The 24876-nt window shown below is 68.5% G+C and carries 22 protein-coding genes; 9 read left to right on the top strand and 13 right to left on the bottom strand.

Features of this window, described 5'->3' with window-relative positions:
• The first annotated feature begins 16 nt into the window (after window positions 1–16).
• Both HLH27_RS05395 and HLH27_RS05390 read left to right on the top strand, forming a co-directional pair.
• Window positions 17–811 (top strand): SDR family NAD(P)-dependent oxidoreductase, encoded by a 795-nt coding sequence (locus HLH27_RS05395; protein ID WP_182948470.1) that lies wholly within the window; start codon window positions 17–19, stop codon window positions 809–811.
• A 302-nt stretch (window positions 812–1113) separates the two neighbouring features.
• Complete coding sequence (locus HLH27_RS05390; RefSeq protein WP_182948469.1) at window positions 1114–1251, top strand: hypothetical protein; 138 nt, start codon at window positions 1114–1116, stop codon at window positions 1249–1251.
• Between the two features lie 51 nt (window positions 1252–1302).
• Here HLH27_RS05390 and HLH27_RS05385 read toward each other — a convergent pair whose 3' ends face one another.
• From HLH27_RS05385 to alaS, 4 genes are all read right to left on the bottom strand, one after another.
• Window positions 1303–2262, bottom strand: a complete 960-nt coding sequence (locus HLH27_RS05385; protein WP_182948468.1) for an aldo/keto reductase — start codon at window positions 2260–2262, stop codon at window positions 1303–1305.
• A gap of 12 nt (window positions 2263–2274) precedes the next feature.
• Window positions 2275–3117 carry an endonuclease/exonuclease/phosphatase family protein gene (locus tag HLH27_RS05380; RefSeq protein WP_408870797.1) on the bottom strand — a complete coding sequence of 281 codons (843 nt, stop codon included), beginning with the start codon at window positions 3115–3117 and terminating at the stop codon, window positions 2275–2277.
• 46 nt (window positions 3118–3163) lie between these two features.
• Window positions 3164–3862, bottom strand: coding sequence for a carbonic anhydrase (locus HLH27_RS05375; RefSeq protein ID WP_182948467.1), 699 nt, complete (start codon window positions 3860–3862; stop codon window positions 3164–3166).
• Window positions 3863–4123: 261 nt separating this feature from the next.
• Window positions 4124–6760, bottom strand: a complete 2637-nt coding sequence (gene alaS, locus HLH27_RS05370) for an alanine--tRNA ligase (protein ID WP_182948465.1) — start codon at window positions 6758–6760, stop codon at window positions 4124–4126.
• Window positions 6761–6905: 145 nt separating this feature from the next.
• Between alaS and HLH27_RS05365 the strand changes: the two genes are divergently transcribed.
• Window positions 6906–7610, top strand: a complete 705-nt coding sequence (locus tag HLH27_RS05365; RefSeq protein WP_182948463.1) for a TenA family protein — start codon at window positions 6906–6908, stop codon at window positions 7608–7610.
• Window positions 7611–7619: 9 nt separating this feature from the next.
• Here the strand turns inward: HLH27_RS05365 and HLH27_RS05360 are convergent, their stop codons facing one another.
• From HLH27_RS05360 to aroB, 3 genes are all read right to left on the bottom strand, one after another.
• Window positions 7620–8084 carry a GtrA family protein gene (locus HLH27_RS05360; RefSeq protein WP_338029844.1) on the bottom strand — a complete coding sequence of 155 codons (465 nt, stop codon included), beginning with the start codon at window positions 8082–8084 and terminating at the stop codon, window positions 7620–7622.
• 134 nt (window positions 8085–8218) lie between these two features.
• Window positions 8219–9337, bottom strand: a complete 1119-nt coding sequence (locus HLH27_RS05355) for an OmpA family protein (RefSeq protein ID WP_182948461.1) — start codon at window positions 9335–9337, stop codon at window positions 8219–8221.
• A 302-nt stretch (window positions 9338–9639) separates the two neighbouring features.
• Entirely contained in the window at window positions 9640–11391 is a 1752-nt protein-coding gene (gene aroB, locus HLH27_RS05350; RefSeq protein ID WP_182948459.1) for a 3-dehydroquinate synthase, read from the bottom strand.
• A 98-nt stretch (window positions 11392–11489) separates the two neighbouring features.
• Here aroB and HLH27_RS05345 point away from each other — a divergent pair, with 98 nt between their 5' ends.
• The 3 genes from HLH27_RS05345 (at window position 11490) to HLH27_RS05335 (ending at window position 13599) form a co-directional block, all read left to right on the top strand.
• Entirely contained in the window at window positions 11490–11633 is a 144-nt protein-coding gene (locus HLH27_RS05345; protein ID WP_182948457.1) for a hypothetical protein, read from the top strand.
• Window positions 11630–12562: a tyrosine recombinase gene (locus HLH27_RS05340; protein ID WP_182948455.1), complete on the top strand. Its 933-nt coding sequence runs from the start codon at window positions 11630–11632 to the stop codon at window positions 12560–12562. Before HLH27_RS05345 ends, HLH27_RS05340 begins: the two co-directional genes overlap by 4 nt.
• An 80-nt stretch (window positions 12563–12642) precedes the next feature.
• Window positions 12643–13599: an acetyl-CoA carboxylase carboxyltransferase subunit alpha gene (locus tag HLH27_RS05335; RefSeq protein WP_182948777.1), complete on the top strand. Its 957-nt coding sequence runs from the start codon at window positions 12643–12645 to the stop codon at window positions 13597–13599.
• Window positions 13600–13740: 141 nt separating this feature from the next.
• Here the strand turns inward: HLH27_RS05335 and HLH27_RS05330 are convergent, their stop codons facing one another.
• The 6 genes from HLH27_RS05330 to HLH27_RS05305 form a co-directional block, all read right to left on the bottom strand.
• Window positions 13741–14982, bottom strand: coding sequence for a lytic transglycosylase domain-containing protein (locus HLH27_RS05330; protein ID WP_246375500.1), 1242 nt, complete (start codon window positions 14980–14982; stop codon window positions 13741–13743).
• Window positions 14970–15416, bottom strand: coding sequence for a DUF1489 family protein (locus tag HLH27_RS05325; protein WP_182948453.1), 447 nt, complete (start codon window positions 15414–15416; stop codon window positions 14970–14972). Before HLH27_RS05325 ends, HLH27_RS05330 begins: the two co-directional genes overlap by 13 nt.
• A gap of 3 nt (window positions 15417–15419) precedes the next feature.
• Window positions 15420–16571, bottom strand: coding sequence for a nucleoside hydrolase (locus tag HLH27_RS05320; RefSeq protein WP_182948452.1), 1152 nt, complete (start codon window positions 16569–16571; stop codon window positions 15420–15422).
• Between the two features lie 127 nt (window positions 16572–16698).
• The gene (hemW, locus tag HLH27_RS05315) at window positions 16699–17901 is read right to left on the bottom strand and encodes a radical SAM family heme chaperone HemW (protein ID WP_220790293.1); all 1203 of its coding nucleotides are present in this window, start codon (window positions 17899–17901) and stop codon (window positions 16699–16701) included.
• Window positions 17891–19891 carry a potassium transporter Kup gene (locus HLH27_RS05310; RefSeq protein ID WP_220790292.1) on the bottom strand — a complete coding sequence of 667 codons (2001 nt, stop codon included), beginning with the start codon at window positions 19889–19891 and terminating at the stop codon, window positions 17891–17893. The genes hemW and HLH27_RS05310 overlap by 11 nt, the downstream gene beginning before the upstream one ends.
• 67 nt (window positions 19892–19958) lie before the next feature.
• A complete protein-coding gene (locus HLH27_RS05305) occupies window positions 19959–20699 on the bottom strand; it encodes a YggS family pyridoxal phosphate-dependent enzyme (protein WP_182948769.1) in 741 nt (246 codons plus the stop codon).
• A gap of 162 nt (window positions 20700–20861) precedes the next feature.
• On the opposite strand from HLH27_RS05305, the gene HLH27_RS05300 reads away from it, so the two are divergent.
• The 3 genes from HLH27_RS05300 to HLH27_RS05290 all read left to right on the top strand — a co-directional run bounded on the left by HLH27_RS05300 (window position 20862) and on the right by HLH27_RS05290 (window position 24782).
• Window positions 20862–22163: an RsmB/NOP family class I SAM-dependent RNA methyltransferase gene (locus HLH27_RS05300; RefSeq protein WP_182948450.1), complete on the top strand. Its 1302-nt coding sequence runs from the start codon at window positions 20862–20864 to the stop codon at window positions 22161–22163.
• Window positions 22164–22252: 89 nt separating this feature from the next.
• Window positions 22253–22930, top strand: a complete 678-nt coding sequence (rpe, locus tag HLH27_RS05295; RefSeq protein WP_182948448.1) for a ribulose-phosphate 3-epimerase — start codon at window positions 22253–22255, stop codon at window positions 22928–22930.
• 61 nt (window positions 22931–22991) lie between these two features.
• On the top strand, window positions 22992–24782 hold the full coding sequence (locus HLH27_RS05290; RefSeq protein ID WP_182948447.1) for a heparinase II/III family protein: 1791 nt from the start codon (window positions 22992–22994) through the stop codon (window positions 24780–24782).
• Window positions 24783–24876: the final 94 nt, after the last annotated feature.

The raw sequence follows: 24876 nt of genomic DNA, 5'->3' as shown, positions 1-24876 counted from the left end.
GGAAGGAGGAAGCGGAATGAAAATCGATCTTGCAGGAAAAACGGCGATCGTCAGCGGCTCGACCGCCGGGATCGGGCTGGCCGTGGCGCTGGCCCTGGCCGAAACCGGGGCGGATGTGATCGTCAACGGTCGCAGCCAGGCCCGGGTGGACGAGGCCATGGCCTATATCCGCACCCGCATGCCCACGGCGCGGCTGCGCGGCGTGCCGGGCGACCTGGGTACGAAGGAGGGGATCGACGGGTTTATCCGCCTCGTTCCGCAGGCGGATATCCTGGTCAACAATCTGGGCATTTTCGAGCAGAAGCCGTTCCTGGAGACGCCCGACGAGGACTGGCAGCGTTTCTTCGACGTCAATGTGCTCAGCGGCGTGCGGCTGACCCGCCATTATCTGCCGGGCATGGTCGATCGGGGATGGGGGCGTGTGGTGTTCGTATCCAGCGAATCGGCGCTGAACATTCCGGCGGACATGGTTGCCTATGGGTTTTCCAAGGCCGCGCAGGTGGCGATCGCCCGGGGGATTGCCGAAGGCGTCCCCGGAACCGGCGTGACGGTCAATTCGGTATTGCCGGGGCCGACCCGGACCGAGGGCGTGATGGAGATGTTCGCCAAGGCGGCGCAGGAGACCGGCCGGCCGATCGAGGAGATCATGGCCGAATTCGTGCCGCAGCACCGCCCGGCCTCGCTGATCCGCCGTCTGGCGGAGCCCGAGGAGATCGCCAGCATGGTCGCCTATGTCTGCTCGCCCCAGGCCTCGGCCACCACCGGGGCGACGTTGCGGGTGGAAGGCGGCCTCCTGCGCCACCCCGGCTGAGAGGCGGCCCCGGCAGGCGGTCTGCCGGCGATCCGACGCGTGTTTCCTGCGCTCCACTTCGATGCTCGGCAACACGCGATGGGCGTGCCGCTTCGCGGCACTCTCGCTCGGCAGACCGCCTGCCAGGGCCGCCTCTGCCTTGCCCGGTTCATTCGCGCTTTTCAGATGGTCGTTGAACGGGGGCGGTTTTCGCGTTGGGCGAACACGTTCCTGTCACAAAGTAAGACCCGTGCCGTGCAGGCCCTTTTCCTGCGGTCGCGGCAAAGGTTAAGAATAGTAACAACGCAGGAACGGAGCCATTCATGCCCGAAACCGAGGATCATGCCCCCCAGGCGCCGTTGCGTGACGTGTTTCAGCTCATGGGCGCGATTCTGTTCGTCCTGAGCATGATTCTGATCGGGTGGCGGGCGGCTTTCTTCTCGGGTGTCTGGCCCGCCTGATCGGCCTCCGGACTTATGCCGTTTTCCCCGGGGCGGTGTGCAGGTGGATGATCACGCCTGACCGGAGAGTGCGGCCGTGATCGCGTCGCGTTCCTCTACGGTGAGCGGGCGCGCGGCGGCGGCGACATTGGCTTCGATCTGGGCCGGGCGGGTGGCGCCGGCAATGACCGACCCCACGCAGTCGTGCGACAGCAGCCAGCCGAAGGCCAGTTCGGTCAGGCTGCGTCCATGGGTGCGCGCCACGCCGTCCAGCCGGTCGAGAAGGGTCCAGTTGGCGTCGGTCAGGTAGCGGTCGGCCAGATGGATCCATGCACTCAGCCGGCTGCCGGGGGGCGGGGGTGTGTCGCGATGGTATTTCCCGGTCAGGATGCCGCTGGCCAGCGGGAAATAGGGCAGCAGCCCCAGCCCGTAATGACGGATCGCGGGCACCAGGTCGCGCAATGCGTCCCGCGCCAGCAGCGACAGCTCGTCCTGGCACGAGATGAAGCCGGCATAGCCCGAGCCGCGGGCGACATGGCAGGCCTCGGCGACCTGCCAGGCCGGGAAATTGGAACAGCCGGCGTAGAGGATCTTCCCCTCTCGCGTCAGGTCGTCCAGCGTGCGCAGCGTCTCCTCGATCGGGGTGGCCGGGTCGGGCACATGGACCTGGTACAGGTCGATCCGGTCCGTGCGCAGGCGGGACAGGCTGGCTTCGACGGCCTGGCGGATATAGCGGCGCGAGGCGCCCTGGAGGCGGCCTTCGGCGTCCATGGGCATGCCGAACTTGGTGGCCAGCACGATCTCGTTGCGGCGTGGCCCGAGGATTGCGCCGAGCGTTTCCTCCGACGCGCCGTAATGGGCCTCGCGCCGTCCATACACGTCCGCGATGTCGAACAGGGTGATGCCGCTGTCCAGCGCCTGATGGACGACGGCCCGGGATTCCTCCAGGCCGATGCGGCCGCCCAGATTGTTGCATCCCAGTCCGACGGCCGAGACGCGGAGACCGGAGCGGCCGAGGTGACGATAGTCCATGCGCAAACCCTTTCAGGGTATCTCCAGCCCGACCGAGACCGGGCAATGGTCGGACAGGTCCGGCGCCAGGGCCGGGTCCTGCGTGTCATAGGTCAGGACCCGCAGGCTGTCGGGGCGGAGCCATGTGCGGGCCTGGTTGCCCAGCAGGATATGGTCGATGAAATAGGTGCCGCCCCAGCACGGGCTGGCTCGCCCCGCCGTTGTCAGCGTCAGCGGGCCGTCGGTTTCCAGTTGCCGGAAGAACGGGTCGGCCGGGGTCAGGTTGCGGTTGAAATCCCCCATGACCAGGAAGGCTACGCCTTCGTCCTGCCGCTGGGCAATCCAGTCGTCCAGTACCGTCAGTTGCCGGGCCAGCGTCCGGCAGGCCGGCCGCCGGTCGGCCAGGGCCGCGTTGCGGCAGCCGGCCTTGAGGTGCACGATCAGGATGCGCAGGCTGGCGGTGCCGTCATCGATCGTGACATCCAGCCCCACGCGCAGCTGATGGGGGGCATCGGGCGCGTAGACGTCGAGCTCCGACAGGTCCGGATGGCGGGTGACGGTCAGCCCCGTCGCCACCGCGAGCCCGACGCGCTGCACCACATGGTCGTCGCTCATGACGATCTGGTAGCGGGCGGGCGGGAACAGGCGGGCGGCCAGGGCCGGGGAATCGACTTCCTGAAACCCCACGATGTCGGCGCCCAGCCGCGTGGCATAGGTTGCCAGCTGGTGCAGACCGTCCTCGCTGCGAAGGTGAAGGCCGGGCGGCAGGGCGGGGTCGCCGGCGGCCCGCGCCGTCAGCCAGTCCAGGTTCCAGGTCGAGACCTTGATGGTGCGTGCCGTGGCCCCGTGGGGGGCCGGGGTGGCCAGCACGGCCACCAGCCACCCGGCGCAGGCCAGGAGGCGGATGGCCGCCGACCGTGGATCAGACCTGCTCAGTCTTCTCGTCCACCTCGCGGGTCAGGCGGGCGATGGCCTGGTCGACATGGATGCTGGACCGCGTGGTCTCGTCGAGGATCACGACCTCGCCGCTGGCGATGTCGTAGAACCAGCCTTGCAGGATCAGCGTGTTGCGCGCCAGGGCGGCGGCCACTGCCGGATGGGTGCGCAGATGCGCGATCTGGAGCAGAACGTTCTGTTCCGCCAGGCTGCGCACGGATTGCGGGCCGGCGTCGGTGGCCTGCAAGGCGCCCGCGACCGCGCGGGCTGCCTCGGCATTGCGCAGCCAGGATGCGACGGTGGGCATGTGGGCCAGTTTCGACGGATCGGGGTCGAGCAGGGCCTTCATCGCCCCGCAATCCGAATGGCCGCAGACGATGATGTGCGACACGCCCAGCGCCAGGACCGCATATTCGATCGCAGACGACACGCCGCCCAGCATTTCGCCATAGGCAGGGACGATATTGCCGATATTGCGCAGCACGAACAGGTCGCCCGGCTGGGTCTGCGTGATCATGCTGGGATTCACGCGGCTGTCGGCGCAGGCGATGAACAGCGTATCCGGCGATTGCTGACCGGCCAGTTCCGCGAACAGTTCGCGGTTCTGCGGAAAGACTTCGTCGTTGAACTTCTCCACCCCATGCAGGAGCGAGATCAGTGTTTTCTTGGCGTCGGTATCGGCCATCGAAGGTCCCTATGTCCTGAAGTCCTCCTGGGACTCCACAGTGGCGTTCGAACGGTCACCCTAACAACGGCCGCCCTGATGGAGACGTGCCGTTTTGGCATGCGGGCGCCAGGGCGCCGACATCGCCGGGCCTGTCGAAGATAGCACGGAAACGAGGACGGCACAGGTCCGGTTTCCCCCTTGGGGGCCCGGGACACACTATGTCAGGGGCCGGACACATCGCCGTGTATTCAGGTTGCGGCGATGTGTCCGGCCGGGTGGTCAGGCCAGGGACTTGCGCACCGCGTCCAGCGCCGCATCGGCCTGTGCCACGTCGGGGCCGCCGGCCTGCGCCATGTCGCGCCGGCCGCCGCCGCCCTTGCCGCCCATGGCCGCGCTGGCCGCGCGCACCAGTTCGACCGCGTCGAACCGCTCCGTCAGGTCGGCGGTGACGCTGACGACCACGCTGCCCTTGCCGTCGGCGGTGGAGACCAGGGCCACCACGCCGGAGCCGACCTGCTGGCGCAGGGAGTCGGCCAGCGATTTCAGTTCGCGGGCCGGCAGGTCGCCCACATTGCGGGCGATGAAGCCGATGCCGTTGATCGTCTCGGTGGTCGCGCCGCCTTCGCCGCCGCTGGCCAGCTTGCGTTGCAGGTCGGAGATCTGGCGCTCCATGACCTTGCGTTCTTCCAGGATCACCGCCAGCCGCTCGGGCGCTTCGGCGGCCGAGACGCGCAGCATGGCCGCGACCTGGGCCAGCCGCTGCTCGGTGGCGACCGAGGCCATTTCGGCGGCCTTGCCGGTCACGGCCTCGATGCGGCGGATGCCGGCCGAGACGCCGCTTTCCGACGTGATGCGGAACAGGCCGATATCGCCGGTGCGGTTGACGTGGGTGCCGCCGCACAGTTCGATCGACCAGGCCGGGCGGTTCTCCTCGGCCGGGCCCATGAACACGACCCGGACCTCGTCGCCGTATTTCTCGCCGAACAGCGCCATCGCGCCCTGCGCCACGGCTTCCTCCTGCGACATCGGGCGGGTGGTGACGGCGCTGTTCTCGCGGATGCGGGCATTCACCTCGGCCTCGACCTCGGCGATTTCCTCGGGCGTCAGCGGGCGGGGCTGGCTGATGTCGAAGCGCAGGCGGTCGGGCGCGTTCAGGCTGCCTTTCTGCGTGACGTGCGCGCCCAGGCGCCGGCGCAGGGCCTCGTGCAGCAGGTGGGTGGCGGAATGGTGGGCGCGGATCGCACTGCGGCGCTCATGATCGACGGTGGCGGTCACCGCCTGGCCGACGCGGACCGTGCCCTCGATGACCGTGCCGGAATGCACCAGCAGGTCGCCCAGTCGCTTCTGCGTATCGGTGACGGCGATGCGCAGGCCGGGGGCCGTGATCAGGCCGGTATCGCCGACCTGGCCGCCGCTTTCGCCATAGAACGGCGTCTGGTTCAGCAGCAGGGCGACTTCCGCCCCGGCCGGGGCGTCGGTCACCGACTGGCCGTTGCTGACGATGGCCTGGATTTCGGCATCGGCCTGTTCGGTCGCGTAGCCCAGGAATTCGCTGGCACCGAAGCGGTCGCGAGCCTCGAACCACACGGTCTCGGTCGCGCTGTCGCCCGAGCCGCTCCATGCGGCGCGGGCGCGCTCGCGCTGGACCTGCATCGCGGCGTCGAAGCCCGTGACATCGACCTCGTGACTGCCGCCGCGCAGCGCGTCCTGCGTCAGGTCCAGCGGGAAACCGAACGTGTCGTACAGCTTGAAGGCCACGTCGCCGGGCAGTTTCTGGCCGTCGCCCAGCTTCGCCGTTTCGTCGGCCAGCAGCGCCAGGCCGCGTTCCAGCATCGCCTTGAAGCGTTCCTCTTCCCCGCGCATCGTCTCGCGGATCAGGGCTTCGGCCTGGACCAGTTCGGGGTAGGCCGCGCCCATCTGGCGCACCAGGGCGGGCACCAGGCGGTGGAACACCGTTTCCTTGGTGCCCATCATGTGCAGGTGGCGCATTGCCCGGCGCATGATGCGGCGCAGGACGTAGCCGCGCCCGTCCTTGGACGGCAGCACGCCGTCCGCGATCAGGAACGAGGTCGAGCGCAGATGGTCGGCCACCACGCGGTGGCTGGCGCGGAACGGGCCGTCCGGGTCCTGGCCCGTCGCCTCGGCCGATGCCAGGATCAGCGCGCGCATCGTGTCCGTGTCGTAATTGTCGCGCTTGCCCTGCATGATGGCGGCGAAGCGTTCCAGCCCCATCCCGGTATCGATCGACGGGCGCGGCAGCGGCGAGCGGATGCCCGGCGGGTCCTCGAAGAACTGCATGAACACGAGGTTCCAGATCTCGACGAACCGGTCGCCATCCTCGTCCGGCGATCCGGGCGGGCCGCCGGGCACGTCCGGCCCGTGGTCGTAGAAGATTTCCGAGCACGGGCCGCAGGGGCCTGTATCGCCCATCCGCCAGAAATTGTCGGCAGTGGCGATGCGGATGATCCGCTGGTCCGGCAGGCCCGCGATCTTGCGCCACAGCGCGGCCGCTTCCTCGTCATCGGCATAGACGGTGACCAGCAGCTTGTCGGCGGGCAGGCCGAAATTGCGCGTGATCAGGTTCCAGGCGAATTCGATCGCCTCGGGCTTGAAATAGTTGCCGAAGGAGAAATTGCCCATCATCTCGAAGAAGGTGTGATGGCGGGCGGTGTAGCCGACATTGTCCAGGTCGTTATGCTTGCCGCCGGCCCGGACCACCTTCTGCGCCGTGGTGGCGCGGGAGTAGGGGCGGGTTTCCTGCCCGGTGAAGACGTTCTTGAACTGGACCATGCCGGCGTTCGTGAACAGCAGGGTCGGGTCGTTGCGCGGCACGAGCGACGAGGACGGCACGATCTGGTGACCGTTGGCCGCGAAATAGTCGAGGAAGGTCGCGCGGATATCGTTTGTGGAGGTCATGGCGGAGGGCTGACGATCCTGAAATGGCGAAGGCTGGAAAGCTCGGATACCATCACCTAGCGCACGGCGTGCCCGGCAGGAAGAGCAAGGGCGCGCGACGAGGTGAATCGGCGTGCCCTGAAAACACCGAGGAAAGGATGAACCCATGAGCTGGATCGTGGAACGGGACTGGCCCCGTCTGGAACAGGGGCTGGCCGGCAGGCTGCGGCGCGATTGCGGCGCGGACTGGGAACGGTTCATCCACCACCCGTTCGTGCGCGGCATGGCGGACGGGACGCTGCCCGAGGCGGATTTCCAGCGGTTCCTGATCCAGGATTATCTGTACCTGATCCAGTATGCGCGGGCCTATGCGCTGGCGATCTACAAGGCCGACACGATGGAGGGCATGCGATCGGCCTCCGCCATCGTGTCCGGCCTGCTGGATACCGAGCTAGCGCTGCATATCGCCTATTGCGCCGGATGGGGATTGTGCGTCGAGGATCTGCACGGCCAGCCCGAATCGCTGGAATTGCTGGCCTATACGCGCTTCATCCTCGATCGGGGCCAGACGGGCGACCTGCTGGACCTGATCGTGACGCTGGCGCCGTGCCTGATCGGTTATGGCGAGATCGGGGCCAGATTGATGGCGGACCCGGCGACCCGGCGGGAGGGCAATCCCTACTGGGACTGGATTGCCCTGTATGGGGGCGAGAAATTCATCGGGCTGGTGGAGGCCGGACTCGACACGCTGGAATCGCTGGCCGGGCGCTATGGCGCCGAGGGGCGCTATCCGGCGCTGCTGTCCGAATTCCGGACCGCCGTGAAGCTGGAAGCCGCCTTCTGGTATGCCGGCCGTTCCGGAATGCTCTGAGGATCCGGCCTACGGGCCCGGTTTCCGGTGGCGGAAGACCATCCGGTGGCTGAGGGTGAAATTGGCGGCGAGCCCGGCGAGGGCGCCGGCCGCCAGCGCCAGAAAAGGCATGGTCCGGCAGAGCGGGACCAGCAGGAACAGCGTGAAGACCATGCCGCGATTCATGACGAAGCCCAGCGAACAGGCCGCCAGGAAACGTGCCCACTGAACCAGCGGCCGGTCGGCATGGACGATGTGACGGAATGTCCAGAGCCGGTTGGCCAGCCAGTTCATGCTGGCCGCGATGAAATAGGCCAGCACGGTGGCGCCCGTCAGGCCCAGCAGGGGCCGTAAGCCGTAGACCGCCAGCGTGTCCCACATCAGCCCCGTGCCCCCGACGATCCCGAATTTCATGAACGGAACGATTCGGGCACGCAGGCTGCCGGTGGCGCCGGGGGACGTGGCAGGGGCGGGAGAGGGGCGGGGATTGGGCACGTCGCGCGGCGCTCGTCGGTTGGGAAGAGGCGGGGCCGCCTTCACATCATGGCGGGAAACAGCGCGCAATAAAAAAAAGGGATGCCCGAAGGCATCCCTTTTTACCCTGTCGAACCGGGCGGAAACCGCCAGGATCAGTGCAGGATGATTTCCACGCGACGGTTCTGCGGCTCGCGGGTGTTGGGACCCGTCGGAACCAGCGGATGCGCCTCGCCGTAACCATGGATGTCGATCGCGTTCGCGGGCACGCCGTCACGGATCAGTTCGGCCTTCACGCTGTCGGCGCGACGGACGGACAGTCCGAGATTGTACTTCTCGCCGCGCGGACCCGGATGGGCCGCCGAGTTGTCGGTGTAGCCGTTGACTTCGATCCGCGTCGTCTGGATGTGGGTCGAGGCCTGGGCGGCTTCGGCCACGATCTCACGCGCGCGGGCCGTCAGGTCCGAACGATCCCAGTCGAAGAACACCAGGTAGGTGCGCGCCGGGGTCGGGGCGGGCGGCACAACGACCGGAGCCGGCGGCGGCGGCGGCGGCGCGGTGTCGAACGCATAGCGCAGACCCAGGATGAACTGGTGGTTGAAGCGGTCGTCGAAGTTCGCGTGGCCACGGCTCAGACCGGCAGGGCTGTACGAGGTCATCGTGAACGAGCCGTTGTTGAAGGTCTGGCCGACCATGCGGTACTGCGCGGTGATCTGCAGGCCCGGAACGTTCGGGACGTCGAAAGCCGCACCGACGATGCCCTGGTAGGCGAAGCCGCCGGTCGTGCCGCCCAGACGGTTCACGTTGCCGTTCATGTAGCTGGTCGTGGTCGGGTTGTAGTGCTGCCACAGATAGCCGGCACCCACACCGACGAACGGCGTCACCGGAACGTCGATCCCGAACTGCTTCAGGTCGATGTCATACAGCACGTTCACCAGGCCGCCATAGGACTGGTCGCTGCCGCTGGTGCGGTTGGGCGCGCCGGAGCGGTGGTTGATCTCGGAATAGTTGTACAGGCCCTCGACCTCGACGCGCAGGCCGTTGCCCAGGCCCCAGCCGAAGGAGCCGAAGCCCGTGAAGCCGTCCTTGTGACGGTACTGCGACGAGCTCATCACGCCGCCCGTCGGGTTGTTGGCGAAATGGCCGTGCTGGTTCTGAACCAGGTTGTAACCACCACCCAGATCGACATACGGACCGGTAATGATTGTCGCGTTGGCTGCAACAGGTGCAGCCGCCATCAGCGTGGTGGCGAGTAATGCCGTGCGGAGACGCATTTTTTCGTCCTCTTGATCATCCGTTCGAGTAACCGTCAAACCACAGACGGCTAACCTCAGCGTGATGCTTAACCCCCTATAGATCTTCCGGTTCCGGGTTAGGAACCCGCATCATAGGCAAAGCAGCCATTACCATTGAGCACCGTGTTGAAAAAGCAACAGTTTGTTTCGCTAAGATTACGTGCTGATTGCAACCATTTCCGGGCGGGGCGTATTCGGTGGCCGGCCCGGAGCCGCTCTATGGCAGTTTTATGTGATATCCGCGCATCTGTGTTGCGATATCGCAACGCATGACGGGCGTGTCATGCAGCGCATCCCTCCGCCAGCAGAATTTCCCGCACCAGGCTGTCCGGAACGTCGCGGCAGGTGAAAGCCTGCCCGATGCCCCGCACCAGGACGAAGGACAGGCGCCCGTCGCGCATTTTCTTGTCGCGCTGCATGTGGGCGAGCAGCCTTTCGGCCGAAAAAGTCTGGTCCAGGTCGCGCAGGTGCACCGGCATGCCCAGCCGCTCCAGATGGGCGGTCACGCGTGCGACGTCCGCGCCGTCGCACAGGCCCATCCGCTCGGAGGTGACGAAGGCCAGGCGGAGGCCGAGCGACACGGCCTCGCCATGCAGCAGGCGGCCGTCATAGCCCAGTTCGGCCTCCAGCGCGTGGCCGAACGTGTGCCCCAGGTTGAGCAGGGCCCGTCCGTCCGATTTGCGTTCCTCGCGTTCGTCGTCGCCCACGACCGCGGCCTTGAACGCGCAGGCGCGGCGCACGGCCTCGGCCTGGCTGTCGGCATCGCCGTCCAGCACCGCCTGGCCGTTGGCCTCGCACCATTCGAAGAGGGTAGGGTCGCCGATCAGGCCGGCCTTGACGATTTCGGCGTAGCCAGCGCGGATCTCGCGCCGGGGCAGGGTGGCCAGGGTTGCCGTATCGGCCAGCACCGCCAGCGGCTGGTGGAACGCGCCCAGCAGGTTCTTGCCGAACGGGGTGTTGATGCCCGTCTTGCCGCCGACCGAGGAATCGACCTGCGCCAGCAGGGTGGTCGGGATCTGCACGAAGGGCAGGCCGCGCATCGTGGTCGCCGCCGCGAAACCGGCCAGGTCGCCCACCACGCCGCCGCCCAGCGCGATGACCGTGGTGCCGCGCTCGACCCCCATTTCCAGCAATATTCCGGTCACGCGCTCGTATTCGGCCAGGGTCTTGGAGCCTTCGCCCGGCGGCACGACGATGGTGCGGGCCTCGATTCCCCCCTCGGCCAGTCCCTGGAGCAGATGGGGCAGGTGCAGCGACTCGACCGTCGAGTCGGTGACGACCACGACGCGCTTCTGCGGCAGGACCGGCGAGAGCAGGACGGCGGCATGGCGCAGCAGGTCCTCGCCGATCGTCACGTCATATTGCCAGCGATCCAGCGTGACGGGGACGAGCCGCGGCTGCCTGCCCAGCGCCAGGGCATTGATGACGGTCGCGGCACTCTGTTCCACGCTTTCTTCTCCACAATCCACGATGATATCGGCTTCGGCATAGGTCGGGTGACGGATGTCCATCAGGCGCGCCAGGACGTCGCGCGGGTTGCCTGCGTTCAGGAGCGGCCGGTGGCCGCGTCCCTGCACCCGGCGCACCAGTACCGGCAGCGGGCAGCGCAGCCAGACGGAAGTCGCGCGGTCGCGCACGATCGCCCGCGTCACCGGGTCCATGAACGCGCCGCCTCCGGTGGCCAGCACCACGGGGGGACCATCGAGAATGCGGCGGATGACCCGGTGCTCGCCCTTGCGGAACTCGGCCTCGCCATACTGGGCGAACAGGTCGGCGATCGAGCAGCCTGCCGCGCGTTCGATTTCCACGTCGGCATCGATGAACGGCATGCCGAGGCGGGTTGCGATTCGCCGGCCGATCGTCGTCTTTCCCGCCCCCATCAGTCCGACCAGCACGATGCTGTCCTCGCGCGGTTCGCGGCCCGGTGCGGGGGGAAGGGCGGTCACTGTCGCATCGGTGGAAGGCATCGCTTGCTCCCCCGCGGAGGGGCGGGGGGCGGACTCGGACGGATCGGAGGCGTTCTGGCGTGACATGAGCGCCAACCTACCATAGAGCAAAGACAACTCGCCATGTCGCATCACGGCCGGCTGTTCCGGCAAGGCGGCGGGCATCATCGCGTTGGGGTTCGGTCATGGGGCGCATCCTGTTGGCTCTTGTGGGCATTGTGGTCGTGGTCGGACTCGGCGGCTTCGTGTCGCTGGGCATGTTTCCGCCGCCGGCGCCGGCCATGGCGGTGCACAAGGACCTGTCGCCGGATCGATTCGTCCATTCATGAGCCTGGCGGCCCAGGCCGAATCGTTCCTGGAAATGCTGGCCGCCGAGCGTGGGGCGGCCGTGAACACGCTGCGGGCCTATGCTCGTGACCTGCGTGACCTCGAATCGTTCGCGGTGCAGGCGGGGTGCGGGATGGTCCGCGCCGATGCGGGCCTGCTGCGCGAATACATGGCGGGGCTGGCGCAGGCCGGCTTGTCGCCACGCACGCAGGCGCGGCGCCTGTCCTGCCTGAAGCAGTTCTATCTGTTCCTGACGCGCGAAGGGATGCGGACCGACAATCCGGCCGCGTTGCTGGACGCGCCCCGCCTGCCGGCCACCCTGCCGCGCTTCCTGACCGAAGAGGAGGTCGATGCGCTGCTGGGGGCGTGCGACGGGCCGCCCGACGATGGGCGGCGCTGGCTGGTCGCGCGCGCGGCGCTGGAAATCCTGTATGCGTCCGGGTTGCGGATTTCGGAACTGCTCGCCCTGCCGCGCCGCGCGTTGTCGGGGGATGCCCGCATGCTGCTGGTGCGCGGCAAGGGGGGGCGGGAGCGACTCGTGCCGTTATCCGTCCAGGCGCGGGCGGCGGCCGAGGCGCTGGCGGCGCGGGACCAGGCGCTGCGCAGCCCGTACCTGTTCCCCGGCCGGGATGGTCAGCGGCCGCTGACCCGGCAGGGTTTCGACCGGATCCTGCATGATGTGGCCCTGCGGGCCGGGCTGGATCCCGCGCGCCTGTCGCCGCATGTGCTGCGCCATTCCTTTGCCACCCACATGCTGGCGCGCGGCGCCGACCTGCGCGCCCTCCAGATGCTTCTGGGCCATGCCGACATCGCCACGACCCAGATCTATACCCATGTGCTGGCCGAGCGGCTGCGCGCGGTGGTCGAGGCGCATCATCCGCTGGCGGGTGGCCGGAAGGGCGTGGACGGGCGGCCGGAGACGCAACCGTAGGGGCCATGCCGCCCGACGGATTTGGCGGCGGACCGGGTGGGGGGACTTGGCAGGATTCGTGGCTGTGCTATCCGCACGGGATGCGCCAGTTTCTAGATTTTGAAAAGTCGGTCGCCGAGCTTGAGAACAAGATCGACGAACTCCGTCACATGTCGGGCCCCGACGGCATCAACATCGCCGAGGAAATCGCCCGTCTGACCGAAAAGTCGGAAAAGCAGCTTCGCGTCGCGTACGCCAAGCTGACGCCCGGGCAGAAGGTCCAGGTCGCCCGCCATGCGCAGCGGCCGCATACGGCCGAGTATATCGGCACCCTGATCCAGGATTTCACGCCGCTGGCCGGCGATCGCCTGTTCGGCGAGGACAAGGCCGTCATCGGTGGCATCGGCCGTTTCCAGGACCTGCCGGTGGTGGTGATCGGAACCGAGCGCGGGTCCGAGCTGGAGAGCCGGCTGGAGCATAATTTCGGCATGGCGCGCCCCGAGGGCTACCGCAAGGCCCAGCGGCTGATGGAACTGGCGGGCCGTTTCGGCATGCCGATCCTGACCTTTATCGATACTGCCGGCGCGTGGCCGGGCATCGATGCCGAGGCGCGCGGCCAGGCCGAGGCCATCGCGCGGTCCATCGATACCTGCCTGTCGGCACCGGTGCCGGTGATTGCCACCGTGATCGGCGAGGGCGGATCGGGCGGTGCCATCGCGCTGGGCGCGGGCGACCGGGTGATGATGCTGGAACACGCGATCTATTCGGTCATTTCGCCCGAAGCCTGCGCGTCGATCCTGTGGCGCGACCCGAAGCTGGCGACCAGCGCTGCCGAGGCGCTGAAGCTTACCGCCCAGGACCTGCTGCAACTGCATCTGGTCGACCGTATCATTCCCGAGCCGCTGGGGGGCGCGCAGCGCGACCCGGAGGCCGCGATTCGCGCGGTGGGCGATGCCATCGGCGCCGAGCTGCCCGACCTGCTGTCGCTCAGCGGCGCCATGCTGGTGGCGCAGCGCCGGGAGAAATTCCTGGTCATGGGGCGCGACGGCCTGACCTGACCGGTCGGCCCCGCCGCCGGCGGGGTTCCTGACGCGGCCTCTCGCTGTGCCTGCCGGAAGCGGCAGCCCGATGGGCGAGAGTGCCGCCACATCATCAAATGGAGCTTCGGCCCGTAATTGCGCTCCCGGCGTGGAGCGGCCCTATTGGCCGGGGCGGACGATCATGCAGTCCAGCCCCTGCTGGCGCAGGGACGAACACGCCCCGGCGGCGCTGTCGCGCGCCAGCCCGGCCAGCCGGGCGCGGTAGAGCGGGTGCCCGTTGGGCGAGGGGACGGGCTGCACGATGCTGCGCGCGCCGTTCAGGGCGTTAAATGCCGCCTGGCGGGCCATGGTGTTGGCGAAACGGGCCTGACCCTCCGAGGTGAACGCGCCGACCTGGACGGCCCATTGGCCGTAATTGACGCCGGGCGCGGCGCCGCCGGCCAGGGGGATGCGGGCGGCGGCCGGTACCGCGATGGCCGGAGCGGCGGCCACCGGCTCGGCGACGGGCGGTGCGGGGACCGCGACGGTCGGCATGGGCGGGGGAAGCTGCGACGGCGACGACAAAGGGGGTGCCAATGGCTGGCACGGGGCATCGGGGTCGTAGGCCGCATCCGGGTCGCGCGCGCATTGCCCGGCGGGCGCGCGGCGCGGCACATAGGCCGCATACTGGACCGGCTGGCCGCCCGTCGGGTCGGCGATGGTGGGGGTGACGACGACCGGCTGGGCGGCGCGGGGCGCCGACGCCATGACGACCGGCAGCGGGGCCGGCGTGGCCGAGACCATCTGGCTGTCGCTGCCGTAAGCGGCCAGCGGGCCGCTGAGCGCGACCTCCGTGCCCAAATTGGGCGTGATCGAGGCCAGGTAGTTGACCGTCTCGTTCGGCAGCGGGCGGCCGGTCTGGAGATAGTCGTCCAGGCGCTGCGGCCCGGCATTGTAGGCGGCCAGGAAGCCGGGCGCGCCGTAGCGGTCGTACATCAGCCGGATATAGGCGGTGCCGGCGAGGATATTGTCGTGCGGTTCGTACGGGTCCGGCCCCAGCCCATTTTGGTCCTGCATGTCCGCATAGGTCTGCGGCATCAATTGCATCAGGCCCATGGCGCCGGCCGACGAGGTGATCGGCTGTCCGTTCAGATATTCGTGGCCGCCCGATTCCTGCTGGATCACCGCGCGCACCCATGCCTGCGGAACCGAGAAGCGGGTCGAGGCATCGGCGATATAGGGCCGCCACGGGTCTTCGGGCGGGCCGGGGGCGCGATAGGCGCCGTTATGGGCGTAATAGCGGGAATAGCGCGAGCCGGGCGTGGTGCTGCATGCGGACAGCGAGACGGCCCCGACCAGGGCCAGCCCGATCATGGCGGCATGGCGGCCGCGTCCGCGGCGGGGCGGGGCTAGATCAGGCATAGTCCCGCCAGGTCCCGTCGCAGCGATTCGGGGAGCGTTCCGCCATCGCCGCCGCCCACGGCCAGGTCGGGCGGTGCGTCGGCGGGGGAGAGGTAGCGCCAGCCCTGGAACGGTCTCATCGGGCGGGGTGCCACGGGGACGATCTCCGGCGCCAGCACGATCAGCGCGCAGGCCACCCCGTCCTCGCGCGTGTCGGGCCGGATCTCGACGACGCGCTGGCGGCACAGGATCAGGCCGCCGATGACCCGGTAGAGCGAGCCGCCATCGAGGATCTCGGGCGCCCGGCGGGGAAACATGCGGGTCTGCAGCCAGGGGCGGCCGGATGGCTGGGTGCCATCCAGCCCGTCCCCGGCCCCTTCGGCCATTGTGCGCTGCCGGTGCGCCAGATCCTCGAGGGAGGAAATTCCGACCGCGAGCTTGACCAGATGCAGCATGGATCAGGGATGACCGGCGGGATGCACGTCGCTCTGCGCCTCGTGCAGGAATGTGTCCAGGAAGCGCGGGGCATCGATCGTCTGCACGATCCGCACCTTGCGGATGCCCGTCTCCCGGGGCGCCGTGGAGTCGGGCCAGACCACGACATGGCCGTAATGCGGCCCGTTGGCGAGATCGATGTCCATATAGGCGTCGAGCGACGCGGTGACCAGGCTGGGATCGGCGGCGATCGCCGTCGCCATTTCATCCCACATCGGCAGGGGGTCGTAGTAGGTACCGATATAGTCGGTCATCGGCGTGCGCTTCTGCTGGATGCGCTTCAGATAGTCGCGCGTCATCATCAGGTCGTTGGACACGTTGCCCACGACGGTGATCGACGGCCACGGGGCGGTCAGCGTGATATGCGCGGCCTCCGGATCGAAGATCATGTTGAAATCGGAGGCGAAATCCACGTTCCCGGTCAGGGCGCGCATGCTGGTGTCCAGCAGGCCGCCCATGAAGATCAGTTCCTTCGCCGTCGCGGCGAAGGTCGGGTCGATGCGGATCGCCAATGCCAGGTTGGTCATCGGCCCGGCTTCGACGATGGTGACCTGGTGCGGGTGGGCATGGACCTGCCGGATCAGGAACAGGGCCGCGCTTTCCGCCGCCGGCTTCAGGGTCGGGGCGCCGTCCTTCATTGCCGGCAGCGGCGGCTGCACCGACGGCACCTTGTCCATCGACCCCAGCGCGCCCCAGGCGCCTTTCCACGGAATGGTGCCGAACTGCTTTTCGCGCAGGCGCATCAGCGGCACGCTGTTGATCAGCGGGTAGACGGCGCCGTCGGCAACCGGCACCTCGGTGCGGCCGATGATCTCCAGGAAGCGGCGCAGATGGGCGGATTCCTGGTTTTCCCAGCCATCGCCAGTCGCGACGGTAAAGCCCAGCACCTTGACGGCGGGGTTGAACAGCAGGGGGATGATCGATTGCTGGTCGGAGCCGCCGGGGCCGAGGAAATCATTGTCCTCGATCACCAGGCGCGGCTCGGCGGCGTGGGCGGCCGGGTGGGTGGCGGCCAGCAGGCCCGCCCCGAGCACGAGCGCCCGCAGCGCGGCGGGCAGGAGGCGGCGGGGGCCGGAGCCGGCGCGCACCGGGCGCCGGGGAGAGGAAAGGTTCATGCTGCGTCCTGTGTGAAAGAGCCCGGTGTCCGGCTGCATCGAAGACTGTTTTGAAACTGTCGCGGCCCGTCAAGAGCGGTGCGGCCGGGGGTGCGTTTTTGCGTCGCGCAGCACGGAAAACACGGGGTTACAGCACCAGGGCGCCGAGCAGGGCCTCCAGCCGGAGGCGGCCTGCATTCGTGGCGCGCAGGATTGTGCCGCCCGGGGCCTGGTCGCGGACGAGATATCCTTCCTCCAGCGCCGCCGCCAGGATCACCGGGTCCAGCGCCTCGGTCATCGGCATGCCGGTGCGCCGGGCGAATCGTGCCTCGGGCACGCCTTCGGTCAGGCGTAGGCCCATCAGCAGCATTTCGCGCGCGCGGTCGCGCGATGTCAGGATGTCGTCCTGCATCAGGCCGCTGCCCGTCCGTTCCACCCGTTCGGCCCACGGTTCCGGGGCCCGATGGCGGCGGGTGGCGTGCAGCCCGTCCGCCAGCGTCATCCGCCCGTGGGCGCCGGGGCCGATCCCCAGATAATCGTCATAGCGCCAGTAGGTCAGGTTGTGCCGGCTTTCCGCGCCCGGCCGGGCGTAGTTCGAGACCTCATACGCCGCCAGCCCGTGGGTGGCGGCGACCGTGGCGGTTTCCTCGTACATGAGTGCCCCCGCTTCCTCGTCAGGCAGGACCAGCAGCCCCTGGCGATGCAGCCCTTCGAAACGGGTGCCGGGTTCGATGGTCAGCTGGTAGAGCGACAGATGGTCCGACACCAGGACGAGGGCCTGGTTCAGCTCGGCCCGCCAGGCCGCCGGCGACTGGTCCGGCCGTGCATAGATCAGGTCGAACGAGATGCGGTCGAACAGGGCCCGGGCCGTTTCCAGCGCCGCGATGGCCTGGCCGGCGGAATGCTGCCGCCCCAGCAGGTGCAGGGCCTTATCATCAAGGCTCTGGATGCCCAGCGAGACCCGGTTGATCCCGGCGTCGCGGAAGGCGCGCAGCCGCCCGATCTCGACGCTGGTGGGGTTTGCCTCCAGCGTGATCTCCAGATCCGGTGCCGTCGCGAACAGGGACCGTGCATCGGTGATCAGGGACGCCACGGTCTCCGGTGCCATCAGCGAGGGCGTGCCGCCGCCGAAGAAGATCGACCCCAGCCGGCGCGGGCCGTCGGCCGTCAGGCGTGCGGCCTCGTGCGCCAGTTCGCGCCGCAGGGCGGCGGCGAAGCGGGCCTGGGGAATGGCGTCGCGGACATGGCTGTTGAAATCGCAATACGGACATTTGGCCAGGCAGAACGGCCAATGGACATAGAGCGCCAGCGGCGCCCCGCCATTGGCCGGTATTTGTACGTCAGATTGCAAGCCGCACGCCCAGTTCCACCACGCGATCCGGCGGAATGCGGAAGAATTCGGTGGCGGGGATGGCGTTGCGCGCCATCAGCAGGAACAGCGACATCCGCCAGCGCGACATCTTGGGCACCGAGGAACGGACCAGCAGTTCGCGGCTGGTGAAATAGGAGGCCTGCATGGCATCGAACTCGACGCCGTTGGCTTTCAGTTCCTCCAGCGCGCGGGGCAGGTTGGGGGTTTCCATGAAGCCGTAGCGCAGGATCACCCGGTAGATATTCGGGGCGAGCTGTTGCAGGGCGACACGGTGGCCGCGCGTGGCTTCCGGCTGGTCGAGGGTCTGGACGGTGACGAACAGCACGTGCTCGTGCAGCACCTTGTTGTGCTTGAGATTGTGCAGCAGGCAGGTCGGCACGAATTCCGGCGTCGCGGTCATGAACACGGCCATGCCGGGCACGCGGATGGTGCGCGACTGCGGCAGGCGCGCCAGGAACGAATTGACGGGCAGGCTGTCCAGCTTCTGCCGGGCCATGATCAGGCTGCGGCCGCGCTTCCACGTCGTCATCATCAGCGTCAGGGCCGTGCCCAGCAGGACCGGCACCCAGCCGCCCTGCGGGATCTTGAGCGCGTTGGACGCGAAGAAGACGCTGTCCATGATGAAGAAGCCGCCGAACGTCGCCGCCGCCGCCGCCCGCGACCAGTGATACTGGCGGCGGAACACGACCATCGCCAGCACGCAGGTGCACATGAAGGTGCCGGTGACGGCGATGCCGTAGGCGGAGGCCAGGGCATCGGAACTGCGGAACGACACGACCAGCAGCAGCGCGCCGACCATCAGGAAGCGGTTGAATTCGGGCAGGAAGATCTGCCCTTCCTCATCCTTGTTGGTGTGGGTGATGCGCATGCGCGGCAGGTAGCCGAGCTGGATGAGCTGCCGGCAGAGCGAGAAGCCGCCCGAGATGCCGGCCTGGCTGGCGATGACGGTGGCCATCGTCGACAGGATGATCATCGGGATCTGGAGCCAGTGCGGCCCCAGCAGGAAGAACGGATTGCTGATCGCCGACGGGTCGGAAATGATCAGCGCGCCCTGGCCCATATAGTTCAGCGCCAGGCAGGGCAGCACGCAGAACAGCCACGCATAGCGGATGGGCTGGCGGCCGAAATGGCCCATGTCGGCATACAGTGCCTCGGCCCCCGTGACGGACAGCACGACCGAGCCCAGAGCGATGAAGGACAGCCAGCCGTGAAAGATGATGAACTTCACCGCGTAGATGGGCGAGATCGCCATCAGGATCTGCGGATGGCGCACGATGGCGAGCAGGCCCAGGATGCCGAGCATGCTGAACCAGATCACCATGACCGGCCCGAAGACCGTGCCGACCTTGCCCGTGCCGTAGGATTGCACGCTGAACAGGCCGATCAGCACCACGATGGCAATCGGAATGATGAGTTCGCGGGCTGCGGGAAAGCTGACCTCCAGCCCCTCGACGGCCGAGAGGACCGAAATGGCGGGCGTGATCAGCCCGTCGCCGAAGAACAGGCAGGCCCCGGCGATGCCCGCGATGCCCAGGACCAGTTTCAGCCGGGCGTCCTGCGACACTTTCTGCGCCAGTGCCATCAGCGAGATGATCCCGCCCTCGCCATTATGGTCGGCGCGCATGATCAGCAGCACGTATTTCACGGTGACGATCAGGATCAGCGACCAGAGGATCAGGCTTTCGACGCCCATGACCTCCCACGCATCGATCTGGTGATGTTGCGAGACGACGAGGATGGTCGAACGCAGGGCGTAGAGCGGGCTGGTCCCGATATCGCCGAAGACCACGCCCAGGACGGCCAGAAGGGCTGCGAACCCGACCGGGCTGGCCGCGTGTTCGTGCTGATCGGCGCCGAATTCGGTAATCTTGGACGATGTATAGGAATGGCCGCCGGTTTCGGCGGCTGTCGCGGCCGCCTGGGCGGGCGGCGTCGATCCGGCAGTATGGTCGACCGGGTCTGGCGTCATGTCGGGACGTCTCCGAAGACTGTTGGCAGGCAACGGCGCGCCGGCCGCGTTGTCTCCCGGCATAGCGTCATGATTTGGGGGCAGCAAGGCGAGCGGGCGGGATTGCGCTATTCGGTGGGCCCGCAGGTCGATGGCCGAAGATCGCGCTGCCAACGCGGACATGGGTGGCCCCCGCCGCGATCGCGGCCTCGAAATCCGCCGACATGCCCATCGACAGCAGCGGCAGGCCATGGGCGCCCGCCAGATCGGCCAGATAGCGGAAATGGGGCGCCGGGTCGGCCTCGGCCGGGGGAATGCACATCAGGCCCCGCACGGCATCGCCGAAACGGCGGCGGCAGGAAGTAATGAAATCATCGGCCCGGGCGCGCGGGATGCCGGATTTCTGGGATTCGTTGCCGGTGTTGACCTGTACCAGCAGGTCGGGAAGCCGCCCCGCGCGGTCGGCGGCCCGGGCCAGCGCGTCGGCCAGGGACGGGCGGTCCAGGCTTTCGATCATGTCGGCGATCCGCACCGCCTCCAGAGCCTTGTTGGTCTGGAGGCCGCCGATGATATGCAGGCGCATGGCGGGCCAGTCCGCGCGGAGCGGCGGGAATTTCTCCGCGGCTTCCTGCACCCGGTTCTCGCCGAAGGTGGCCTGGCCGGCGTGCAGGGCCTCCAGCACGCTCGACTGCGGATGGAATTTGGAGACCGCGACCAGCGTGACCGCGTCCGGCGCGCGGCCCGCATGGCGCGCCGCCGACGCGATCCGCTGCCGGATGTCGGCCAGGGCGGCGGCGATCGTGGGCGGGCAGGGCGGGGTGCCGGCCATGGCGGCGGGGAGCGTGGTCGTCATGGCGTTACGGTTGGACGCGGCCGGTCGCCGGTCAAGGGGAATATGACGCAGATTCCCGGGCCGGAGGGGTGGCGGTTGAAAGGTGGGCATGCCATCAGCACGCGGCATATGGAACAGGACGGGAGGAGCGGACGCATTATGAACCAGGGCGCACCAGATGGACGGGAGAAGCGCGGACCGCGCGGGGCCGGGGCGGACCCGACGCGGGATATTGCCTTCGATATCGTGCAGGGCGTCCTGGAACATCGCCGCATGCTGGAAAACAGCCTGGACCACTCGCCGGCGGCGCGCGATGCGGACGCACGCGACCGTGCCGCCGCGCACCGGCTGGCGGCGACCGTGCTGCGCCACATGGGGACGGCCGGCATGGTGCTGGAGCCCTTCCTGAAGAAGGAGCCGCCGCTGCCGGTGCGCACGGTGCTGCTGATCGGCGTGGCGCAGATCCTGTTTCTGGATACGCCGGCCCATGCGGCGGTGGGCACGGCAGTCTCGCTGGCGCGCCGGCGTGGGCTGACGCCGTTCGCCGGGTTGGTGAATGCCGTGCTGCGCCGCGTCGCGCAGGCCGGCGCGGGGGCGCTGGAGGGGCTGGACCAGGACCGGCTGGACGTGCCGCCCTGGCTGTGGGGCGCGTGGGGCGACCTGGCGCGGCCCATCGCCGAAGCCCTGGGGCGCGAGGCCCCGCTGGACCTGACGATGCGCCCCGGTGCCGAATGCCCGCCCGGCGCGGAGCTGTTGCCGACCGGCACGGTGCGCCTGCCGGCCGGGACACGGGTGGCGGAGCTGCCGGGATATGCCGAGGGCGCGTTCTGGGTGCAGGACGCGGCGGCGTCGCTGCCCGCGCGCCTGCTGGCGGCGCAGCCGGGCGAGCGGATTGCGGATTTGTGCGCGGCGCCGGGGGGCAAGACGGCGCAGCTGGCCTTCTCGGGCGCCGAGGTCACGGCCATCGAGCGCGAGCCCGGCCGGATGGCGCGGTTGCAGGAGAACCTGGCGCGCCTGGGCCTGACGGAACGGGTGACGACCGTGCTGGGCGACGCCACCACCTGGCGGCCCGACGCGCTGCTGGACGGCGTGCTGCTGGATGCGCCCTGTTCGGCGACCGGCACCGCGCGGCGCCATCCCGATGTGCTGTGGATCAAGCGCCCGCGCGATCTGCAGGCCCTGACCGAGGGGCAGGACCGGCTGCTGGCGGCTGCGCGCGACATGCTGCGGCCCGGCGGCCGCCTGGTCTATGCCGTATGCTCGCTCCAGCCCGAGGAAGGGCCGGAACGCGCCCGGGCCGCGATCGCGATGGGGCTGGTGCCCGACCCGTTCACGGTCGAGGAGCTGGCGATGCTGCCCGAGGCCCGGACCCCGGAAGGCTGGCTGCGGACCCACCCGGCGCTGTGGGCCGGAATCGGCGGGATGGACGGGTTCTTCGCCGCGCGTTTCCGCCGGGCCTGACGTCTCGTGCGATCGTGACGGGAAACGGTCGCGGCGGGCGGCATGCAAGCGCTTGCATGCCGCCCGTGATTTCCTGTTACACTGTCTGCATGCCCATTCATTTCCCCCCCCTTGTCGCGCCCAGCGTCCTTTCGGCCGATTTTTCCCGCATGGCGGAGGAGGTCGCGGCCGTCGAGCGGGCTGGGGCCGACTGGCTGCATCTTGACGTGATGGACGGCCATTTCGTGCCAAATCTGTCTTTCGGACCGCAACTGATCAAGGCGCTGCGCCCGCAATCGGGCCTGGTGTTCGACGTGCATCTGATGATCGCGCCGGTCGATCCGTATCTGGAGATGTTCGCCCAGGCGGGGGCCGACCATATTCATGTGCATATCGAGGCGGGGCCGCATACCCACCGGACCTTGCAGCATATCCGCGCGCTGGGCGTGAAGCCGGGCATCGCCCTGTGCCCGGCGACGCCGGCGGAGGCGATAGGCGAGGTGCTGGACTTGGTGGACGTGATCCTGGTCATGACCGTCAACCCGGGGTTCGGCGGCCAGAAATTCCTGACAAGCCAGCTGGACAAGATCCGCACCCTGCGCCGGATGGCGGAGGCGACCGGCCGGGACATCCGGATCGGTGTCGATGGCGGCGTGGATGTCCAGACCGCCGCGCTGGCGACCGAGGCCGGAGCCGACATGCTGGTGGCCGGAACCTCGGTCTATGGCCAGCCGGATTACGAGCGCGCGATCGCCGGCCTGCGCGGGGCGGCCAGACGGCCCGTATGATCCACACGGGGCCGTCATCCATGGGGGGGGCGGATCAGTCTCATGAAATGAGAGAGGCCTGATGGTCCTGCGACGTTGGAGCGAGGGCGCGCGCCTTTCACTGGCTCGTCTTCCGTCGCTGGCGGGTCTGGGGCGCGTTCCCGCGGCCCCGGTCCATGCCGTGCGCGACCTGTGGCCCGGCGACCCGACATCCGGGGCGCAATTGGCGCTGGGGAGCCTGACCCATGCCGGGATCACGCGGCGGATCGGTCCGGGCCGGTGGGAGGATCCGTCCTATCCCGATTCGTTCCGCGCCTATCTGCATGGTTTCACCTGGCTGCGGGACCTGCGCGCCGTGGGCACCGATTCGGCACGGCTCCAGGCCCGGGCGCTGGTCAATGACTGGCTGGCGCATCCGCCCACCGACCCGATGGTGCGCGACTGCGCCGTGACCGGCGCCCGGCTGGCTTCGTGGCTGGGGCATTACGATTTCTTTGCCGCGTCGGCCGATGACGGGTTCCGCCACCGGCTGATGCAGCGGCTGCTGGCCGAGGGGCGGACGATCGCGGCCCTGCTGCCGCCCGAGACGCATGACTGGCGGGCGCTGATCGCCTTCAAGGGCCTGCTGGCGGCGGCGATCGCGATGCCGGAACATACCGGCTTCCTCTCCCGCTTCATGCGCTATCTCGATGCCGAACTGGCGCGGCAGGTGTTGCAGGACGGGTGCCACATCCAGCGCAGCCCCGAAATCCAGTTCCTGGCGCTACGCGAGCTGGCCGAGATGCGGGCGATGTTGCAGGCGGCCCAGTTGCCGCTGCCGGACCCGCTGGCGCTGGCGCTCGACCGGATGAGCCCGGTGCTGCGGGCGATGCGGCATGGCGACGGGGGGCTGGCGCTGTTCAACGGCAGCCATGCCGGCAATGTCGCGATGATCGAGATGGTGCTGGCGCAATCGACCCGCTCGCGGGTGGTGGCGACCGCCATGCCCGACGGGGGCTTCATCCGCTTGCAGGTCGGCCGGTCCCTGCTGCTGGTCGACGCGGCGGCGCCTCCGCCGGCCGGTTTCGACGCCCTGGCCCATGCCGGGACGCTGTCGTTCGAATTCTCGGTCGCGCGCCAGCGCGTGATCGTCAATTGCGGTGCCGGGCCCACGGCGGAATGGCGGCGTGCCTTGCGCGAAAGCGCCGCGCACTCGCTGCTGGTGCTGGAAGGACGGTCGTCCTCGGATATCGGGCCCGAGGGCGGTATCCAGCGTCGCCCCGTGCATGTGACGGCCGAACAGATGGGCCAGGACGGTGCGCATTGGCTGGATCTGTCGCATGACGGCTATCACGCTCCCTTCGGTGCCTCATGGCGGCGCCGGCTCTATCTGGGCGAGGGGGGCGAAGACCTTCGTGGCGAGGAAATCATCGAGGGCGAGCGGGCGCAGTCCTTCGACCTGCGTTTTCATCTTCATCCCTCGGTGGGGGCGGAATGGGACGCGGAGGGGCAGATCGTCATTCTGGACGTCGGGGGACGGATCTGGAAATTCCGCGCCGATGGCGGCACCCTTTCGGTCGAGGAAAGCATCTATTGCGGCGGGGTGAAGCCCGAACGGACACGCCAGATCGTCATCCACATGCATCCGGGCGACGACGCGACGGCTGAGGCGGAAACCCAGCCGGACACGGCGGCGGAGCCGCAACCCGGCGAAGGGGAAGGGCCGGAAAAGGAGGACGACAAGGAAGTCGGCGACAAGAAAGCGGGGGACAAGGACGCGTCGGGGCCGAAGGCAGCGGATATTCCGGCCCCCAAACCCCGCGCCATGCGTGCGGGCGGCGAGGAGCGGACGCGCCAGATCGTTCGCTGGGGATTGATGCGGGTGGAAGGCTAGATCGGATTCCGCTCGGCGGTTGCGAAGGACGGCGCGGTCTGCCGTTCCTCGCCCCGGCACTACGTGCCCCGGATATGCCCATGCCGATTTCCGG

Origin of the sequence: Gluconacetobacter takamatsuzukensis (genome assembly GCF_014174275.1) — a bacterium.
In the GTDB taxonomy this organism is placed as follows: Bacteria; Pseudomonadota; Alphaproteobacteria; order Acetobacterales; family Acetobacteraceae; genus Gluconacetobacter; species Gluconacetobacter takamatsuzukensis.
This window is presented reverse-complemented; position numbering and strand designations above follow the sequence as displayed.

What these genes read in the sequence shown, in the direction of transcription:
- HLH27_RS05385 (WP_182948468.1), bottom strand. Translation starts at nt 2,262, where the DNA reads ATGGACTATCGTCACCTCGGCCGCTCCGGTCTCCGCGTCTCGGCCGTC.
- HLH27_RS05340 (WP_182948455.1), top strand. Translation starts at nt 11,630, where the DNA reads ATGAGCCTGGCGGCCCAGGCCGAATCGTTCCTGGAAATGCTGGCCGCC.
- rpe (WP_182948448.1), top strand. Translation starts at nt 22,253, where the DNA reads ATGCCCATTCATTTCCCCCCCCTTGTCGCGCCCAGCGTCCTTTCGGCC.
- HLH27_RS05395 (WP_182948470.1), top strand. Translation starts at nt 17, where the DNA reads ATGAAAATCGATCTTGCAGGAAAAACGGCGATCGTCAGCGGCTCGACC.
- HLH27_RS05335 (WP_182948777.1), top strand. Translation starts at nt 12,643, where the DNA reads ATGCGCCAGTTTCTAGATTTTGAAAAGTCGGTCGCCGAGCTTGAGAAC.
- HLH27_RS05300 (WP_182948450.1), top strand. Translation starts at nt 20,862, where the DNA reads ATGAACCAGGGCGCACCAGATGGACGGGAGAAGCGCGGACCGCGCGGG.
- HLH27_RS05355 (WP_182948461.1), bottom strand. Translation starts at nt 9,337, where the DNA reads ATGCGTCTCCGCACGGCATTACTCGCCACCACGCTGATGGCGGCTGCA.
- HLH27_RS05365 (WP_182948463.1), top strand. Translation starts at nt 6,906, where the DNA reads ATGAGCTGGATCGTGGAACGGGACTGGCCCCGTCTGGAACAGGGGCTG.
- HLH27_RS05345 (WP_182948457.1), top strand. Translation starts at nt 11,490, where the DNA reads ATGGGGCGCATCCTGTTGGCTCTTGTGGGCATTGTGGTCGTGGTCGGA.
- HLH27_RS05305 (WP_182948769.1), bottom strand. Translation starts at nt 20,699, where the DNA reads ATGGCCGGCACCCCGCCCTGCCCGCCCACGATCGCCGCCGCCCTGGCC.
- HLH27_RS05325 (WP_182948453.1), bottom strand. Translation starts at nt 15,416, where the DNA reads ATGCTGCATCTGGTCAAGCTCGCGGTCGGAATTTCCTCCCTCGAGGAT.
- HLH27_RS05310 (WP_220790292.1), bottom strand. Translation starts at nt 19,891, where the DNA reads ATGACGCCAGACCCGGTCGACCATACTGCCGGATCGACGCCGCCCGCC.
- HLH27_RS05375 (WP_182948467.1), bottom strand. Translation starts at nt 3,862, where the DNA reads ATGGCCGATACCGACGCCAAGAAAACACTGATCTCGCTCCTGCATGGG.
- aroB (WP_182948459.1), bottom strand. Translation starts at nt 11,391, where the DNA reads ATGTCACGCCAGAACGCCTCCGATCCGTCCGAGTCCGCCCCCCGCCCC.
- HLH27_RS05320 (WP_182948452.1), bottom strand. Translation starts at nt 16,571, where the DNA reads ATGAACCTTTCCTCTCCCCGGCGCCCGGTGCGCGCCGGCTCCGGCCCC.
- HLH27_RS05390 (WP_182948469.1), top strand. Translation starts at nt 1,114, where the DNA reads ATGCCCGAAACCGAGGATCATGCCCCCCAGGCGCCGTTGCGTGACGTG.
- alaS (WP_182948465.1), bottom strand. Translation starts at nt 6,760, where the DNA reads ATGACCTCCACAAACGATATCCGCGCGACCTTCCTCGACTATTTCGCG.
- HLH27_RS05330 (WP_246375500.1), bottom strand. Translation starts at nt 14,982, where the DNA reads ATGCCTGATCTAGCCCCGCCCCGCCGCGGACGCGGCCGCCATGCCGCC.
- HLH27_RS05290 (WP_182948447.1), top strand. Translation starts at nt 22,992, where the DNA reads ATGGTCCTGCGACGTTGGAGCGAGGGCGCGCGCCTTTCACTGGCTCGT.